A 16,881-nucleotide genomic window follows, 5' to 3' on the forward strand; every position below is an offset into this window, starting at 1 on the left:
TCCGTCCCCTGGGCTTTTCGCTGGCGGATGCTCAGGGCTTTTTTGCCCAGTTCGGCACCTCACGGCGCGCACCACTGGTCACTGGCTGTGGTGGCAGCGCGCCCCAGTCACCCTGCCCGCCTTGGCTGCCCTGGCTGCTTGCGCTCTGCTGGCCCGTCTCAGGCGGTGTCGAAGGCGGTTGCTGCTGGGGCGATACACGGCGACGATGGCGCAATGCGAATTCGGCCACCGCCTCGACATCGGCTTCTTCAATGGCCTCGCCGCCGCGCCAGGCACAGTGCGCGCGTGCTGCGCGCAGCCAGACCAAGTCCGCCCGCAGGCCATCGACCCCGGCGCCGTAGCAGCGCTCGGTGATCCAGGCCAGGGCCTGATCGTCCAGGGCAATCTGGGCGAGGTCGTGGCGCGCCTGCTGGCAGCGCTCGCGCAGTTGCGACTGGGCAGTTGCCCATTGCGCGCAGAAGGCCTGCGGGTCGCTGTCGAACGCTAGGCGACGGCGGATGATCTGCTGGCGCGCCTGGGGCTCCGGCAAGCCTTCGAGGGCCACATTCAAGCCAAAACGGTCAAGCAGCTGCGGTCGCAACTCGCCCTCTTCCGGGTTCATGGTGCCAATCAGCACAAAACGCGCGCTGTGCCGGTGCGAGATGCCATCACGCTCGATGCGGTTGGTGCCGCTGGCGGCCACGTCGAGCAATAGGTCGACGAGGGTATCGGGCAACAGGTTGACCTCATCCACGTACAGCACGCCGCCATCAGCCTGGGCCAGCACACCGGGTGAAAACTGGGCCTTGCCCTGCCCCAACGCGGCGTCCAAGTCGAGGGTGCCGACCAGGCGCTCTTCGCTGGCGCCCAACGGCAGCGTGACGAACGGCCCCTCGCCGAGCAGGTCGGCGAGGCCACGGGCCAACGTACTCTTGGCCATGCCGCGCGGGCCTTCAATCAGCACGCCACCGATCTTCGGGTCGATGGCGGTCAGGCACAGGGCCAGTTTCAGCGCGTCGGCACCGACCACGGCGGCCAGCGGAAATTGTACGGGTTCACTCATTTCAAGCCTGTTCCTCGCCGTCGAGCAGTTGCGCCTCAAGGGCTTCGCGGTAATCGCCGGGCGCCTCCCACAGGCCGCGTTGTTGGGCCTCCAGCAGGCGTTCGGTGAGGTCGCGCAGGGCCTCGGGGTTATGCTCGCGCATGAAATCGCGGGTCGCCGGGTCGAGCACGTAGGCATCGGCCAGCGACTGATAATGATGGTCGTCGATCAGGTGCGTGGTGGCATCGAAGGCGAACAGGTTGTCGACCGTTGCCGCCATCTCGAAGGCCCCCTTGTAGCCATGGCGCTTTACCCCGTCGATCCACTTGGGGTTGAGCGCACGGGCACGAATGACTCGGTTGAGCTCCTCCTTGAGGGTGCGGATGCGCGGCCGATCGACCTGGCTGTGGTCGCCGTGGTAGCTGGCCACCGACGCGCCAGACAAGGTTTCCGAGGCGGCCAGCATGCCACCCTGGAACTGGTAGTAGTCGTTGGAATCGAGCAGGTCATGCTCGTGGTTATCCTGGTTCTGCAGTACCGCCTGGACCTGCCCCAGGCGGCGGGCGAACTGTTCACGGGCCGGGGTGCCTTCATCACTGCCGCCATAGGCGTACCCGCCATAGTTGAGGTAGACCTCAGCCAAGTCGTCACGGCTGTGCCACAAGCGGCCATCGATTGCATTCTGCACACCGGCACCGTAGGCACCGGGCTTGGCCCCGAATACCCGCCAGCCTGCCTGGCGCACCGCCTGCTCAGGTTCCACGCCCTGCGCCTGCAGTGCCTCACGCTCGCTGCGCACGCGCGCTGCCAGCGGGTTGAGGTCATCAGGCTCATCCAGCGCCGCCACCGCCTGAACTGCAGCATCGAACAGACGGATCAAGTTGCCGAACGCGTCGCGGAAGAACCCCGACACCCGCAAGGTCACGTCCACCCGCGGGCGGTCGAGCAGGCTCAGCGGCAGGATTTCGAAATCGTCGACCCGCTGGCTACCGGTGGCCCACACCGGGCGTACCCCCATCAGGGCCATTGCCTGGGCGATATCGTCGCCGCCGGTGCGCATGGTCGCGGTGCCCCATACCGACAGCCCCAACTGGCGCAGGTGGTCGCCGTGGTCCTGCAAATGGCGCTCGAGAATCAGGCTCGCCGAGGTAAAACCCAGGCGCCAGGCTGTGGTGGTGGGCAGGTTGCGCACATCCACGGTATAGAAGTTGCGCCCGGTCGGCAGTACATCCAGGCGCCCGCGGCTTGGCGCACCACTGGGGCCGGCCGGCACGAAGCGACCAGCCAGGGCCGCCAGCAGGCCGTTGATCTCAGCCGCACCACAAGCATCCAGGCTCGGCGCCACCGCGTCACACAACGCCCGCAACACATCACGTACCGGTTGCCATTCGCTCAGGGCGGGCAGTGCCAGCGTGCCGCCAAGCGCCTGCTCTATCACCTGCAAGGCCAGCAGCTCTAGGCGCTCGCGGGTATCGCCACAGGTGCGCCATGGCGCGTCGCTGATCGCCTGCAAAGGCCCAGGTCGCAGTCCCTGCCACGGCTGCCCAAGGTCGCAATCGAGCGGGTCAAAGCCCGGCACCAGCGCCTTGGCCAGTGCACGCAACAGGCTGGCATTACCACCCCGGCCGTCACCACGCTCCACACGTAACAAGGCCAACATAGTGTCCAAACGCAGCCGGCCCTCGGGCGACTGGCCAAACACGTGCAAGCCATCGCGAATCTGCGATTCCTTGAGGTCACACAGGTAGGTGTCCAGACGCGGCAGCCACACAGCGGCATCGTCCAGCTGCCCTTCCAGTTGCAGCTCCCGGTCGATGTGGTTGGCCTTGACCAGTTCAAGAATGTCGCGCTGCAGCTCACGGGCACGCCGCGGGTCGAGCAGCTGCGCCTCGTAGAATTCGTCGGCCAGTTGTTCCAGGTGACGCAGCGGGCCATAGGTTTCGGCACGGGTCAGCGGCGGCATCAGGTGGTCGATGATCACCGCCTGGGTCCGGCGCTTGGCCTGGGCGCCTTCGCCCGGGTCGTTGACGATGAACGGGTAGATGTTCGGCAGCGGGCCCAGCAGCGCGTCTGGCCAGCATTGCGCAGACAACCCTACCCCTTTGCCAGGCAGCCACTCCAGGTTGCCGTGCTTGCCGACGTGGATCACCGCGTCGGCGGCAAAGGCATGGCGCAGCCAGAAGTGAAACGCCAAGTACGCGTGTGGCGGCACCAGGTCAGGGTCGTGATACACCGCACTCTGATCGACCTGATAGCCCCGTGCCGGCTGGATGCCGACGAAGGTCAGGCCATAGCGCAAGCCCGCAACCATCAAGCGGCCACTGCGGTACATCGGGTCTTGCTCCGGCGGCCCCCAGCGCTCCAGCACTGCCTGGCGGTTGGCTTCAGGCAGGCGGGAAAACGCTGCCTGGTAGTCATCCAGGCTCAGGCTCTGCGCGCACGGGCGTTGGTCCAGGTGATCGAGGTCATTGGTCACGCCGCCCAGCAACTGCTGGATCAACTGCGTGCCAGTGCCTGGCAGGTCAGCCAACGGATAACCTTCGGCCTGCAGTGCCTTGAGGATATTCAAGGCCGCTGCCGGCGTATCCAGCCCCACCCCGTTGCCGATCCGGCCGTCACGGGTCGGGTAGTTGGCCAGCACCAAGGCTACGCGCTTCTGGCCATTGGCTAACCGGGCCAGCTCGACCCAGCGCCGAGCGAGCTCGGCGACAAAATCCATGCGCTCGGGGTGGGCGCGGTAACAGACTACGTCGGACTGGCTGCGCTCACTGCGCCAGGCCATGTCCTTGAAACTGACCGGGCGGGTGATGATCCGCCCGTCCAGCTCCGGCAAAACGATGTGCATGGCCAGGTCACGCGCGCCCAGGCCCTGCTCGCTGGCTTCCCACGCCGGTTGGTTGTCCTGCGCGCAAATGGCCTGCAACACCGGGATGTCGCGACGGAACGGGCGCAGGTTGGGGCGTTCGGGGCTGGACAAGGCAAACCCCGTGGTGTTGATCAAGACCTCGGCGCCGACTTCGTCCAGCCAGGCTTCGACCTGTTCGAAGCAGGCGCTTTCCTTGAGGCTGGCCACGGCAATCGGCAAGGGGTTGAGCCCCGCCGCCAGCAAACGCTCGCAAAAGACGTCGATGAACGCGGTGTTGGCCGCTTGCAGGTGTGAGCGGTAGAACAGCAACGGTGCCACCGGATGCTCCGGGTGCCACTGCGCGTACCAGTCCTCAAGCAGCGCACTGCCTTTGACCGGGTGATACACCGAGGTGCGTGGCAGTGGCTGCGGCTCGTCCCAGCCATAGTCACGGCCCAGCCATTGGTTGGCCAGGCAGTTGAACAGGTTGAGTGCGTTAGCCTTGCCGCCCTGGCGCAGATAGTGCCAGAGGCGTTCGGCCTGATCGCCGGTCACGCTGCCCAGGCCGGTCAGCTCAGGGTCCGGGCGATCATCGCCCGGCACCAGGATCAACTGCACGCCGCGGGCCGCCAGGGCGACCAGTTGCTCGACGCCATAGCGCCAATAGCCAACGCCACCGTGCAACGACACCAGAATGACCTTGGCATGGCGCAGCACCTCGTCGACATACAGGTCGACCGAGGCGTGGTTCTGCACCTGCATCGGGTTGGCCAAGCGCAAGCTGGGGTAATCCTCAGGCAATTGCTCGGCGGTATCGGCAAGCAATGCCAGGTGTGAATCGCCGCTGCAGAGGATCACCAGTTCGGCGGGTGTCTGGCCGAGGTCGGCAATGCTGTCATCCGGCACGAAGCCGCCGGGCTGGGTCCGCAGCAGGTGCATGGGTCAGGCGCCCAAGGCCTGGCGCAGACGCGCTTCGAGCTGCACGGCATCCAGGTCCTGACCGATCAGCACCAGGCGCGTGATACGCGGTTCGTCAGCGCGCCAGGCGCGATCGAAGTGCTTGTCGAAGCGGGTACCCACGCCTTGCACCAGCAGGCGCATCGGCTTGCCCGGGATGGCGGCGAAACCTTTGGCGCGCAGGATGCCGAACTCGACCACCAACTGGGTCAGGGCATCGAGCAACAGGCTTTCGTCGGCTTCTGGCAGGTCAATGGAGATCGAATCGAAGGCGTCGTGGTCATGATCGTCGTGATCATCGCCATCGTGGTGCGAATCGTGGTGGGTACGGCGGCCATCGATGTGCACCTCAGACTCGGCGCCCACGCCCAGCAGTACGTCCAGTGGCAGACGGCCACTGCTGGCCTCGATCACCTTGACCGCGGGCGGCAGCTCTTCGGCCACCTCGGCGCGGACCTTGGCCAGGCCTTCGGCGTCGATCAGGTCGGCCTTGTTCAGCACCACCAGGTCGGCACTGGCCAATTGGTCGGCGAACAGTTCGTGCAGCGGCGACTCGTGGTCCAGGTTCGGGTCGAGCTTGCGCTGTGCGTCCACCTGGTCTGGGTAGGCGGCAAAGGTGCCGGCCGCCACAGCCGGGCTGTCGACCACGGTAATGACCGCATCGACGGTGCAGGCGTTACGGATTTCTGGCCACTGGAAGGCCTGTACCAACGGCTTTGGCAGGGCCAGGCCACTGGTTTCAATGAGGATGTGGTCAAGGTCACCACGGCGTGCGACCAACTCGCGCATGACCGGGAAGAACTCTTCCTGCACGGTGCAGCACAGGCAGCCATTGGCCAGCTCGTACACGCGGCCGCTGGCCTCTTCTTCGGTGCAACCGATGCTGCACTGTTTGAGGATCTCGCCATCAATGCCCAGTTCGCCAAATTCATTGACGATCACCGCGATACGGCGGCCCTGGGCGTTGTCGAGCATGTGGCGAAGCAAGGTGGTCTTGCCCGAACCGAGGAAGCCGGTAACGATGGTGACGGGGAGTTTGGCCAGTGTTTTCATGTCGCGATGCCCTTGGCAAGATGGCGCGGGCATGCAGGACGAAAGCCACGGGCCAGGTCGGCCGGGCTTGTTCGCCACCGGATCACCCCGCCCGGTTGAAAGTCGAAATCGCCTCGAGGCAGGTCTCCTGGCTTGCACCGTACCTGCCGTGCTTTGAATAGCAGGGCTGGAGGGCGCGACGCCTTCCCGCGCGCTTGCGCAGTGGCTGTGTCGGCCCGTTGTCGGTGCTTACAGTTGCGGGGGCAGCCGCGGCTTGTACCGCGTTCCCGTCTTAGCTTCGGCCTGGCCGAAGAACCTCGAAGTGGCAAGGCTACGCAGTGGCTGGCAGGTGGTCAACCATTGCCGTCGGCCATTGCGCGACAGGCGCACAAGCAACGGCGCATCTACGCTACAGTTGCACCTTCATCAACGGCCAAGGACGCCCTATGCCGCTCGCCCCCGCCATCCCGGTACTGCGTATTTTCTCGGTCGAAAAAGCCAAAGAGTTCTACCTCGACTTCCTCGGCTTCAGCCTGGACTGGGAACACCGCTTCAGCCCGGACCTGCCCCTGTACGCGCAAATCCACCGCGATGGGCTGATCCTGCACCTAAGCGAACACCACGGCGATGCCACCCCGGGCTCGACCGTGTTCGCCCGCCTCGACGACCTGCGCGCCCTTGAGCGCGAACTGCAGGACAAACGCTACGGCTACGCCCGCCCCGAAGCCGAGCGCCTGGACTGGGGCCTGCAGATGCAGGTCCATGACCCGTTTGGCAACCGCCTGCGCTTCTGCCAGCAAATCGATGATGAGGCCGCGCAATGAAGGCCATGGGCAAGCGCGAAATGGCCCGTGTGGAGCGTGAGCTGGTGGTTTGTTTGACGGAGGCCTGCGAAACGGCCAAGGCAGAGATTGTCGGGTTCACCTGGCTTACCCATCACCTTGACCCCGACAGTTTTCCTGCCAGCCTGCGCATTACCTGGGTATTTGAGCGCGAGGCAGACAAAGCTGCAGCGCTGGCTGGGGTGGCCAAAGCGCGGATGCTGGCGTTGACCTGTCAGGCGCTTGATGAAGTGGGGATACGGCTGGATCACCCGGCCTGGCATGTGCGCTTTGACAGTGAAGAGGCTTGTAGCCGTAGCCACGGCGGGGATTGGGGTAAGCGGTTGCGGGGGCGCTGAGATAGAAGTAGTGGCCCGGGTGTATGGCGGAGGGTCTTCGGCGCTCTCGAGATCGAGCCCCGCGCGGGCGGCGCTCGGCCTCATAGCCGCCGCAAAACCCCAGACATACGCCCTCCCCCCACCCAATCGCACGCTGTTTCGTGACTGGCCGTTCCCGATCCGCGACGGATGTATTATCGTGGCGTGGTGCGCATATAACAGCAGCCCGAGCGATCGGGCATCTGCAAGACAATCGAGGGTGTCATGAGTAACGAGAGCATTAACTGGGACAAGCTGGGTTTCGACTACATCAAGACCGATAAACGCTACCTGTCCGTATGGCGCAATGGCGAGTGGGACAAGGGCACCCTGACCGAAGACAACGTACTGCACATCAGTGAAGGCTCCACTGCCCTGCACTACGGCCAGCAGTGCTTCGAGGGCCTGAAGGCCTACCGTTGCAAGGACGGCTCGATCAACCTGTTCCGCCCGGACCAGAACGCCGCACGCATGCAGCGCAGCTGCGCCCGCCTGCTGATGCCACACGTGCCGACCGATGTGTTCATCGAGGCGTGCAAGCAAGTGGTCAAGGCCAACGAGCGTTTCGTGCCGCCCCATGGCAAAGGCGCCCTGTACCTGCGCCCGTTCGTGATCGGCACCGGTGACAACATCGGCGTGCGCACCGCCCCCGAGTTCATCTTCTCGGTCTTCGCCATCCCGGTTGGCTCGTACTTCAAAGGCGGCATGAAGCCGCACAACTTCCAGATCTCCAGCTTCGACCGCGCCGCCCCGCAAGGCACCGGCGCGGCCAAGGTCGGTGGCAACTATGCCGCCAGCCTGCAGCCGGGCGCTGAAGCCAAGAAGGCCAACTTCGCCGACGCCATCTACCTCGATCCGCTGACTCACACCAAGATCGAGGAAGTCGGTTCGGCCAACTTCTTCGGCATCACCGCCAACAACGAGTTCGTGACTCCGAAATCGGCCTCCGTGCTGCCAGGCATCACCCGCCTGTCGCTGATGGAACTGGCGTCCTCGCGCCTGGGCCTGAAAGTGATCGAAGGCGATGTCGAGATCAACAACCTCGACCGTTTCATCGAAGCAGGCGCTTGCGGTACCGCTGCGGTAATCACCCCGATCGGTGGCATCGAGTACAACGGCAAGCTGCACGTCTTCCATGACCTGGAAAAAGTCGGCCCGGTAACCCAAAAGCTCTACAACGAGCTGACCGGCATCCAGAGCGGTGACGTCGAAGCACCAGCAGGCTGGATCGTCAAGGTCGCCTGAGGCGCCATGCTAGCCTGACAAAGGGGCATGCCAGATGATGGCATGCCCCTTTTTTTGGCTGCAGGGTCGGGCCCGATCCGCCAGATGAATTTTTCTTAAATCGCCGTTTGTCTATTCTTTGGCACAATCAAGCCTCTATTCGCCGCCCAGGAACCAGCATGCCACGCGTACTGACCATCGAAGACGACGCCGTCACCGGCCAGGAAATCGTCGCCGAACTCTCCAGCCACGGCCTGGACGTGGATTGGGCCGACAATGGCCGGGAAGGCCTGGCCAAGGCGATTGCCGGTGGCTACGACCTGATTACCCTGGACCGTATGCTGCCCGAAGTCGATGGCTTGACCATCGTCACGACCTTGCGCAACCTGAAAATCGCCACGCCGATCCTGATGATCAGCGCCCTGTCCGACGTTGACGAACGCGTGCGTGGCCTGCGTGCCGGGGGGGATGACTACCTGACCAAGCCGTTCGCCTCGGACGAGATGGCCGCCCGTGTCGAGGTGCTGCTGCGCCGCAACAGCGTGCCGATGACCCAGACCCGCCTGCAAGTCGCCGACCTGCAGCTGGACCTGATCAGCCACGAAGCACGCCGCGGCGAGCACACCCTCAACCTGCTGCCGACCGAGTACAAACTGCTCGAATACCTGATGCGCCACAGCGGCCAGGTGATCACGCGGATGATGATCTTCGAGGAAGTCTGGGGCTATCACTTCGACCCGGGCACCAACCTCATCGACGTCCACATCGGCCGCTTGCGCAAGAAGATCGACTCGCCCGGCCAATCGCCGCTGATCCGTACGGTACGGGGCTCCGGCTATGCCATTGCTGAACCCGTCTAAGGGCTGGAGCTCGTCAACCAGCCGCTTGCTGGCGCTGTACAGCTTCCTGTTCGTGGCCTGGAGCAGCATCCTGATGGGGGTGCTGTACTTTGAGGTCTCCAGCTACCTGAACAAACTGACCCGCCATTCCATGCTGCAGCGCCAGCACCTGTTCGCACACATGAGCGGCAAGCAACTGGACGACGCCTTGATTGCCAGCCAGGCCTTCGAAGAGCGCAGCTTCGACGCCTACGGCCTGTTCGATGCCCAACTCAACCCGCTTGGCGGCCGCCTGCGCACGCTGCCTTCAGAGCTAGGCTTGGACGGCAAGGTGCATGAGCTCAAACGCTGCCTGGACGCCGATGACCCGCACATGCCACGCGACAGCTGCGACGCCGTGGCCATCAAAGTGCAGGATGGCCGTTGGCTGGTGCTGGTACGGGACAATGGCTCGTTGTTCGTGGTCACGCGGATCATCCTGCATGCCCTGCTCTGGGGTATTTCCCTGACCTTGATCCCCGGGTTTGCCGGCTGGTACCTGCTGCGGCGCAGGCCGCTCAAGCGCATCCGTGCGATTCAGGCCCAGGCCGAGCTGATTGTCGCCGGTGACCTCACCCACCGGCTACCGCTGTCAGCCCGTCGCGATGAGCTGGACATGCTTGCCGCCATCGTCAATGCCATGCTCGACCGCATTGAGCGGTTGATGCACGAGGTCAAGGGGGTGTGCGACAACATTGCCCACGACCTGCGCACGCCGCTGACCCGCCTGCGCGCGCAGCTGTACCGAATCCGCCAGCAGAGTGCCACCGACTCGGCGCAGGCCGAGGCGCTGGACCAGGCAATTGGCGAAACCGATACCTTGATGGCGCGCTTTCGCGGCTTGTTGCGCATCAGTGAACTGGAGGACCGTCAGCGGCGTGCGGGGTTTGTACAGCTCGACCCGCAGGGTCTGTTGGTAGAGCTGCACGACTTCTACCTGCCACTGGCCGAGGATGGCGGTATTCGCCTCGAGCTTGAGCAGCCCGCACAACTACCGGCGCTGCACGGTGATCGCGAACTGTTGTTCGAGGCACTGGCCAACCTGGTGGGCAACGCTATCAAGTTTACCCCGGAAGGTGGCCGCGTGCGCGTATTAGCGACGCAGGACGACCAAGGCCTGCACATCGCCATCGAGGACAGCGGCCCGGGGATTCCTGAAGAGGAACGTACGGCGGTACTGAAGCGGTTCTATCGCAGCGAGGAAGGTCACCGGCACCCAGGCTTCGGGCTGGGCTTGTCGATCGTTGCCGCGATCGTCGACCTTCATGGGTTTGGGCTGGAGGTAGGCGCCAGCGAACTGGGCGGCGCCAGGCTGGCACTGCATTGCCCATTGACGGGGGCATCGAAGTAGCGGCTGGGCACCTCGCCCAGCAAGCGCTTGAACACGGTCGCAAAGGCGCTCGGGCTGCTATAGCCAAGCGCCAGCGCGACGCCGGTGACCGGCTCTCCTTTGCCAAGCCGAACCACGGCGTCCAGCAAGCAGGCCTGCTGGCGCCATTCGATAAAGCTGACCCCGGTGTACAAACGAAACTGGCGTGTGAACGTGCGCCGACTCATGCAGGCCCAGTCCGCCATGCCATCGATGCCTGTTTGCAGCGAGGGCGCCGCCAGAAACGCTCTGCATGCCCGCGCAAGGCGCGGCTCCTCGGGGATCGGCGCATTCAGCGAGAGCGCCGGCATGTCGGCAATCTCATGCAGCAGCAAGCCCATCAAGCAGGCATCACGCCCCTGCAAGGGGTACTGCGCAGGCACGTCGATCGCCTTTTCAAGCAGCTGCTGCACCAAAGGGGAAACCGCAAAGACCTGGCAATGCCCAGGTAACCCAACCCGCTCGGCGGCCTGTGGGCAAATATAGGCATTGAGCATGGTCACCGGGCCCCGCATCTGCATGGCATGGGCCACTTGCGCAGGTACCCAGATGGCCCGCAACGGCGGCACGGCCCAATTACCTGACTCGGTTGCAACCGTGATCACGCCGCAGGCGGCAAAGGCAAACTGCCCCCGGCCGTGGCAGTGCATAGGGAACAGTTCGCCATCGGCAAAGGCCTTTCTCGTCACCACCACATCACAAGGCGTGTCGTCGTACAGCGTATCTTCAACGTAGGTCATGGCCTGATTTTAATTATATTCGACCTTGAATTGAAAGCGGGCCAAACCGTCGCGGCGGCATAGTGACTGAAGCGTCAAGGCGCACTGCCGCGACCTCAGAAGATTGCCAAACCATGCACAGAAAACACCTGATCCTTGCCGTCCTGGTCACAGCCCTGTGGGGCCTCAACTTCCCGGTCACAAAACTGGGCTTGGCCCACGTCGACCCACTGCTGCTCACTGGCTTGCGCTTCGCGCTGTGCGCATTGCCATGGGTGTTTTTCATCAAGCGCCCGAAGGTTGCCGTCCGCTGGTTAGGTGCCTATGGCCTGATCTTCGGCGTAGCCATGTGGGCACTGATCAATCTCGGCATCGCCATGGGCGTGCCACCGGGCAGCGCTTCGCTGCTGATTCAGTTCAGTGCATTCTTTACCCTGGCGTGGGGCTGCTTGCTGTTTCGCGAGCCCCTGTCCGGCCCGCAACTGGTCGGTATCGTGCTGGCGGCGACCGGCTTGCTTGGCATCCTCGCAACAAGCCCGGGCAAAACCACGACAACAGGGTTGCTGCTGGTCTTGATCAGCGCGCTGGCCTGGAGCATCGGCAACGTCATCATCAAGCTGTCAAAGGTGAAGGAGATCTTTGCCTTCGTGGTATGGGCCAGCCTATTTGCGCCAATACCCTTGCTGTCGCTCACTTGGTGGCTGCATGGCGCAACCCCGTTCGTGGCACTGGCAGCGCAGACGAATGCTGTCGTGGCCTTTTCCCTGATATTCCAGGTGTATGCCGCGACGCACTTCTGCTATTGGGGATGGAATTACCTGTTGCGCGAATACCCGGTGTCCACGGTAGCGCCGCTGTCGCTGCTGATTCCGGTATTCGGCATCGTCAGCTCAGCCTTGATTGTGGATGAGGTGCCTAGCGGCTGGGAGTGGCTGTGTATTGCCCTGATCTTGTCGGCGCTGGCGGTCGGCATGAAGAAAGGGCCAGCGGTGTTGGGGAGAAAACCGCTGCCTGCTGTTTCGTAGCGTGTCGCGAAAGGGCTGCGTGGCAGCCCCTCGCGCCATTGATCAGTCGGCCAAGCGCCAGGTAGTCCCGCCCTTGCCGTCTTCCAGCACCACGCCCATGGCGGTCAGCTGGTCACGGACACGGTCGGATTCCGCCCAGTTCTTGTCTGCACGCGCCTGCAGGCGCGCCTGGATCAACGCTTCCACTTCAGCCGCATCGACCTTGCCTTCTGCGCCTGCACGCAGGAAGTCATCAGCCTCCAGCTGCAGCACACCCAGCACATCACCCAGCTCACGCAGGCGGCCAGCAAGGCCCGCTGCCGCGTCGAGATCGCTGTCGCGCAGGCGATTGATCTCGCGCACCAGGTCAAACAGCACGGCGCAGGCTTCGGGTGTGCCGAAGTCGTCGTTCATCGCCATGCTGAAGCGCTCGACAAACACCTCGCCACCCTTGGCCGCCACCCGTGGCAAGCCGCGCAGAGCGTGGTAGAAGCGCTCCAACGCGCCTTTTGCATCGCGCAGGCTGTCTTCGGAGTAGTTGATGGCACTGCGGTAATGGCTGGCCACCAGCAGGTAGCGCACTACCTCCGGGTGATACTTCTCGAGCACGTCACGGATGGTGAAGAAGTTGTTCAACGACTTGGACATCTTCTCGCCGTTGATACGGATCATGCCGCAGTGCATCCAGGCATTGGCGTACTGCTTGCCGGTGGCCGCTTCGCTCTGGGCGATCTCGTTCTCGTGGTGCGGGAACTCCAGGTCGCTGCCGCCACCGTGAATGTCGAAGCTCTCACCCAGGCAGCAGGTGGACATCACCGAGCACTCGATGTGCCAGCCCGGACGGCCCGGGCCCCACGGCGATTCCCAGCTCGGCTCGCCCGGCTTGACGCCCTTCCACAGCACGAAGTCCAGCGGGTCCTGCTTGGCCTCGTCGACCTCGATGCGGGCACCGATGCGCAGGTCTTCGATCTTCTTGCGCGACAGCTTGCCGTAGCCGACGAACTTGCCTACCCGGTAATACACGTCGCCGTTACCTGGCGCGTACGCGTAGCCCTTGTCGATCAGCGTCTGGATCATGGCGTGCATGCCCGCGATGTGATCGGTGGCACGTGGCTCCTGGTCCGGCGGCAGGATGTTGAGGCGGCGCTCGTCTTCGTGCATCGCGTCGATCATGCGGGCGGTCAGCGCGTCGAAGGTCTCGCCGTTCTCGTTGGCCCGGTTGATGATCTTGTCGTCGATGTCGGTGATGTTGCGCACATAGGTCAGCTCGTAGCCGCTCTTGCGCAGCCAACGGGTGACCAGGTCGAAGGCCACCATGCTGCGGCCGTGGCCAAGATGGCAGTAGTCGTACACGGTCATGCCGCACACGTACATGCGCACCTTGTTGCCATCTAGCGGCTTGAAGGCTTCCTTGGTTTTGCTCAGCGTGTTGTAGATGTTAAGCACGACGGTTCCTTAGCTGCCCCAGGAGTCACGCAGGGTGACAGTGCGGTTGAACACCGGGCGACCCGGCTGGCTGTCCTTGAGGTCGGCGCAGAAGTAGCCTTCGCGCTCGAACTGGAAGCGGTCTTCAGGCTGTGCCTGGCCCAGCGACGGTTCGGCGCGGCAGCCGGTCAGCACTTGCAGCGAATCTGGGTTGATGTTGTCCAGGAAGCTGCCGCCGTCCTCGGTCTTTTCCGGGTTTGGCGAGCGGAACAGGCGGTCGTACAGGCGCACTTCGCACTCGACGCTGCCTGCGGCCGGCACCCAGTGGATCACGCCCTTGACCTTGCGGCCTTCCGGGTTTTTGCCCAGGGTGTCCGGGTCGTACGAGCAACGCAGTTCGACGATGTTGCCGTCGGCATCCTTGATGGCTTCATCAGCGCGAATCACGTAGCTGCCACGCAGGCGCACTTCACCGGCCGGTTCCAGGCGCTTGTAGCCCTTTGGCGGTTCTTCCATGAAGTCGTCGCGGTCGATGTACAGCTCGCGGGCGAACGGCAGTACACGTACACCCATGTCTTCCTTCGGGTGGCGCGGCAGTTCGAGCTGCTCGACCTGGCCTTCCGGGTAGTTGGTGATGACCACCTTCAGCGGGCGCAGTACGCACATGGCACGTGGCGCGGTGCGGTCGAGGTCGTCACGGATGCTGAATTCGAGCATCGACATGTCGACCACGCCGTCGGAACGATTGGTACCGATCATCTCGCAGAAATTGCGGATCGACGCCGGCGTGTAACCGCGGCGGCGGAAGCCGGACAGGGTCGACATGCGCGGGTCATCCCAGGCATCGACGTGTTTCTCGTCGACCAACTGCTTGAGCTTGCGCTTGGAGGTGATGGTGTAGTTCAGGTTCAGGCGGCTGAACTCGTACTGACGTGGGTGCGCCGGCACCGGCAGGTTGTCGAGGAACCAATCGTACAGCGGACGGTGGCCTTCAAACTCCAGGGTGCAGATCGAGTGGGTAATGCCCTCGATGGCGTCCGACTGGCCGTGGGTGAAGTCGTAGTTCGGGTAGATGCACCACTTGTCACCGGTCTGGTGGTGGTGGGCATGACGGATGCGGTAAAGAATCGGGTCGCGCAGGTTCATGTTCGGCGACGCCATGTCGATCTTGGCCCGCAGTACGCGCTCGCCGTCCTTGAACTCGCCGGCTTTCATGCGTGCGAACAGGTCGAGGTTCTCTTCGACGCTGCGCTCGCGGAACGGGCTGTTCTTGCCAGGCTCCTTGAGGTTGCCGCGGTATTCCTTGGCCTGATCAGGGGTCAGGTCGCAGACATACGCCTTGCCACGCTTGATCAGCTCGACCGCCCAGTCGTGCAACTGGTCGAAGTAGTTGGAGGCATAGCGCACGTCGCCGGCCCAGTCGAAGCCCAGCCACTTGACGTCGCTCTGGATGGCGTCGATGTATTCCTGGTCTTCCTTGGCCGGGTTGGTATCGTCGAATCGCAGGTGGCAGACGCCACCGAATTCCTTGGCCAGGCCAAAGTTCACGCAGATCGACTTGGCGTGACCAATGTGCAGGTAACCGTTGGGCTCCGGCGGGAAGCGGGTGACGATGCTGCTGTGCTTGCCCGAGTCCAGGTCGGCCTGGATGATCGGCCGCAGGAAGTTCGCAGGGACAGCGGGGGCGCCTTTGGCAGCGGCGTTGGGCGCGTTGTCGGCAGTGGGCTTGCTCATAGGATCCTTGAATGCACGTGTCCGGCCTGGGTAGGCCGATTGAATCAAAGGGCCTATCATAGCCGAAGCAGTCAAGCTGCTGACAGCCGGGCTCGGACAAACTGGCGTGATTTATCACGGCTTTTTGCCGCAGGCTGGCAAAATGGCCTGTGCGCGCCATTGTGTCGCGATCGCCTGATACTGCGTCAGGTGATAACCCGCGCACTGCGCACCCTAATTCCTTAATGCCTTGAAAGAGCGAATTTCAGCATGTCCAAAGTTAAACTGAGCACCAACCACGGCGACATCGTCCTGCAACTGAACGCCGAAAAAGCCCCGCTGACCGTTGCCAACTTCCTGGCATACGTTGAAGCCGGTCACTACTCGAACACCGTGTTCCACCGTGTGATCAAGGGCTTCATGATCCAGGGCGGCGGTTTCGAGCCAGGCATGAACGAAAAGCGTGACAAGCGTGCCAGCATCCAGAACGAAGCCGACAATGGCCTGAAGAACAAGAAGTACAGCATCGCCATGGCCCGCACCATGGAGCCGCACTCTGCCTCGGCGCAGTTCTTCATCAACGCTTCCGACAACGACTTCCTCAACCACAGCGGCAAAAACGTGCAGGGTTGGGGCTACGCGGTATTCGGCGAAGTGATCGAAGGCCGTGAAATCGTCGACGCCATCGAAAAAGTCGCCACCGGTTCGAAAGCGGGCCACCAGGACGTACCGAAAGAAGACGTGATCATCGAGAAAGCCGAGATCATTGGGTGATACTGCTGATCTCCGATCTGCACCTGCAAGAAGAACGCCCGGATATCACCCGGGCGTTTCTTGATCTGCTCGACGGCCGTGCGCGGCATGCCAACGCGCTGTATATCCTGGGCGACTTCTTCGAAGCGTGGATCGGCGACGATGCCATGACGCCGTTCCAGCAGTCGATCTGCCAGGCCATGCGCCAGTTGAGCGACAGCGGTACGGCGGTCTACCTGATGCATGGCAACCGTGATTTCCTGATGGGTCAGGACTTTTGCGATGCCGCAGGCTGCACCTTGCTGGCCGACCCGAGCGTTGTCGAACTGGGCGGTGAGCAGGTGCTGCTGATGCATGGTGACACGCTGTGCACCCGGGACGTGGCCTACATGAAGCTGCGTCGTTACCTACGCAACCCGTTGAGCCTGTGGATTCTGCGGCACCTGCCGCTGTCCACGCGACACAAGCTGGCGCGCAAGCTACGCAGTGAAAGCCGCACGCAAACGCGCATGAAAGCCACGGAAATCGTCGACGTCACGCCAGCGGAAGTACCCAAGGTGATGGCGGCGCACGGTGTCAGGACGCTGGTTCACGGCCATACCCACCGGCCGGCGATTCACAAGCTAGTGGTGGACGGGCAACCGGCACGGCGCATTGTGCTGGGGGACTGGGACCGCCGGGGCTGGACCCTGCAGGTCGATGAGCAGGGCTTTCAGTTAACGCCGTTTGAGTTTTCCTGAATA

14 protein-coding genes and 1 riboswitch are annotated in these 16,881 nt (G+C 63.3%); of the genes, 8 read left to right on the top strand and 6 right to left on the bottom strand.

Features of this window, described 5'->3' with window-relative positions; genetic code table 11:
- Positions 1–31: 31 nt before the first annotated feature.
- Genes LOY53_RS14005 through cobW form a run of 3 tightly spaced genes read right to left on the bottom strand, consistent with a single transcriptional unit; the run spans position 32 to position 5,876 of the window.
- Positions 32–1,042, bottom strand: a complete 1,011-nt coding sequence (locus tag LOY53_RS14005; protein ID WP_258702810.1) for an ATP-binding protein — start codon at positions 1,040–1,042, stop codon at positions 32–34.
- Between the two features lies 1 nt (position 1,043).
- Positions 1,044–4,805, bottom strand: a complete 3,762-nt coding sequence (cobN, locus tag LOY53_RS14010; RefSeq protein WP_252824398.1) for a cobaltochelatase subunit CobN — start codon at positions 4,803–4,805, stop codon at positions 1,044–1,046.
- 3 nt (positions 4,806–4,808) lie between these two features.
- A complete protein-coding gene (gene cobW, locus LOY53_RS14015) occupies positions 4,809–5,876 on the bottom strand; it encodes a cobalamin biosynthesis protein CobW (protein ID WP_099429505.1) in 1,068 nt (355 codons plus the stop codon).
- A gap of 99 nt (positions 5,877–5,975) precedes the next feature.
- Positions 5,976–6,190: riboswitch (cobalamin riboswitch) on the bottom strand.
- Between the two features lie 111 nt (positions 6,191–6,301).
- Here cobW and LOY53_RS14020 point away from each other — a divergent pair.
- The 5 genes from LOY53_RS14020 (at position 6,302) to LOY53_RS14040 (ending at position 10,506) form a co-directional block, all read left to right on the top strand.
- Positions 6,302–6,679 (top strand): glyoxalase superfamily protein, encoded by a 378-nt coding sequence (locus tag LOY53_RS14020; protein ID WP_099453964.1) that lies wholly within the window; start codon positions 6,302–6,304, stop codon positions 6,677–6,679.
- Positions 6,676–7,035: a hypothetical protein gene (locus tag LOY53_RS14025; protein ID WP_085273476.1), complete on the top strand. Its 360-nt coding sequence runs from the start codon at positions 6,676–6,678 to the stop codon at positions 7,033–7,035. Before LOY53_RS14020 ends, LOY53_RS14025 begins: the two co-directional genes overlap by 4 nt.
- Before the next feature lie 243 nt (positions 7,036–7,278).
- Positions 7,279–8,298 (top strand): branched-chain amino acid aminotransferase, encoded by a 1,020-nt coding sequence (locus tag LOY53_RS14030; protein WP_027594823.1) that lies wholly within the window; start codon positions 7,279–7,281, stop codon positions 8,296–8,298.
- 158 nt (positions 8,299–8,456) lie between these two features.
- Positions 8,457–9,137 (top strand): response regulator transcription factor, encoded by a 681-nt coding sequence (locus tag LOY53_RS14035; protein ID WP_027594822.1) that lies wholly within the window; start codon positions 8,457–8,459, stop codon positions 9,135–9,137.
- Positions 9,115–10,506, top strand: a complete 1,392-nt coding sequence (locus tag LOY53_RS14040) for a HAMP domain-containing sensor histidine kinase (protein ID WP_099453962.1) — start codon at positions 9,115–9,117, stop codon at positions 10,504–10,506. Before LOY53_RS14035 ends, LOY53_RS14040 begins: the two co-directional genes overlap by 23 nt.
- Here the strand turns inward: LOY53_RS14040 and LOY53_RS14045 are convergent.
- Positions 10,419–11,264: a helix-turn-helix domain-containing protein gene (locus tag LOY53_RS14045; RefSeq protein WP_252824402.1), complete on the bottom strand. Its 846-nt coding sequence runs from the start codon at positions 11,262–11,264 to the stop codon at positions 10,419–10,421. The two genes, LOY53_RS14040 and LOY53_RS14045, sit on opposite strands and share 88 nt — an antisense overlap.
- 113 nt (positions 11,265–11,377) lie before the next feature.
- On the opposite strand from LOY53_RS14045, the gene LOY53_RS14050 reads away from it, so the two are divergent.
- Positions 11,378–12,268, top strand: a complete 891-nt coding sequence (locus tag LOY53_RS14050) for an EamA family transporter (protein WP_252824404.1) — start codon at positions 11,378–11,380, stop codon at positions 12,266–12,268.
- Between the two features lie 42 nt (positions 12,269–12,310).
- On the opposite strand, the gene cysS is transcribed toward LOY53_RS14050, so the two are convergent.
- Both cysS and LOY53_RS14060 read right to left on the bottom strand, forming a co-directional pair.
- Positions 12,311–13,693, bottom strand: coding sequence for a cysteine--tRNA ligase (cysS, locus tag LOY53_RS14055; protein WP_252824405.1), 1,383 nt, complete (start codon positions 13,691–13,693; stop codon positions 12,311–12,313).
- Between the two features lie 9 nt (positions 13,694–13,702).
- Positions 13,703–15,406 (bottom strand): glutamine--tRNA ligase/YqeY domain fusion protein, encoded by a 1,704-nt coding sequence (locus LOY53_RS14060; RefSeq protein WP_027594817.1) that lies wholly within the window; start codon positions 15,404–15,406, stop codon positions 13,703–13,705.
- Between the two features lie 249 nt (positions 15,407–15,655).
- Between LOY53_RS14060 and LOY53_RS14065 the strand changes: the two genes are divergently transcribed.
- Complete coding sequence (locus LOY53_RS14065; protein ID WP_252824407.1) at positions 15,656–16,159, top strand: peptidylprolyl isomerase; 504 nt, start codon at positions 15,656–15,658, stop codon at positions 16,157–16,159.
- Entirely contained in the window at positions 16,156–16,878 is a 723-nt protein-coding gene (locus tag LOY53_RS14070) for a UDP-2,3-diacylglucosamine diphosphatase (RefSeq protein WP_252824409.1), read from the top strand. Before LOY53_RS14065 ends, LOY53_RS14070 begins: the two co-directional genes overlap by 4 nt.
- The last annotated feature ends 3 nt before the right edge of the window (positions 16,879–16,881 follow it).

This window comes from Pseudomonas sp. B21-031 (assembly GCF_024748985.1).
Lineage (GTDB): Bacteria > Pseudomonadota > Gammaproteobacteria > Pseudomonadales > Pseudomonadaceae > Aquipseudomonas > Aquipseudomonas kermanshahensis.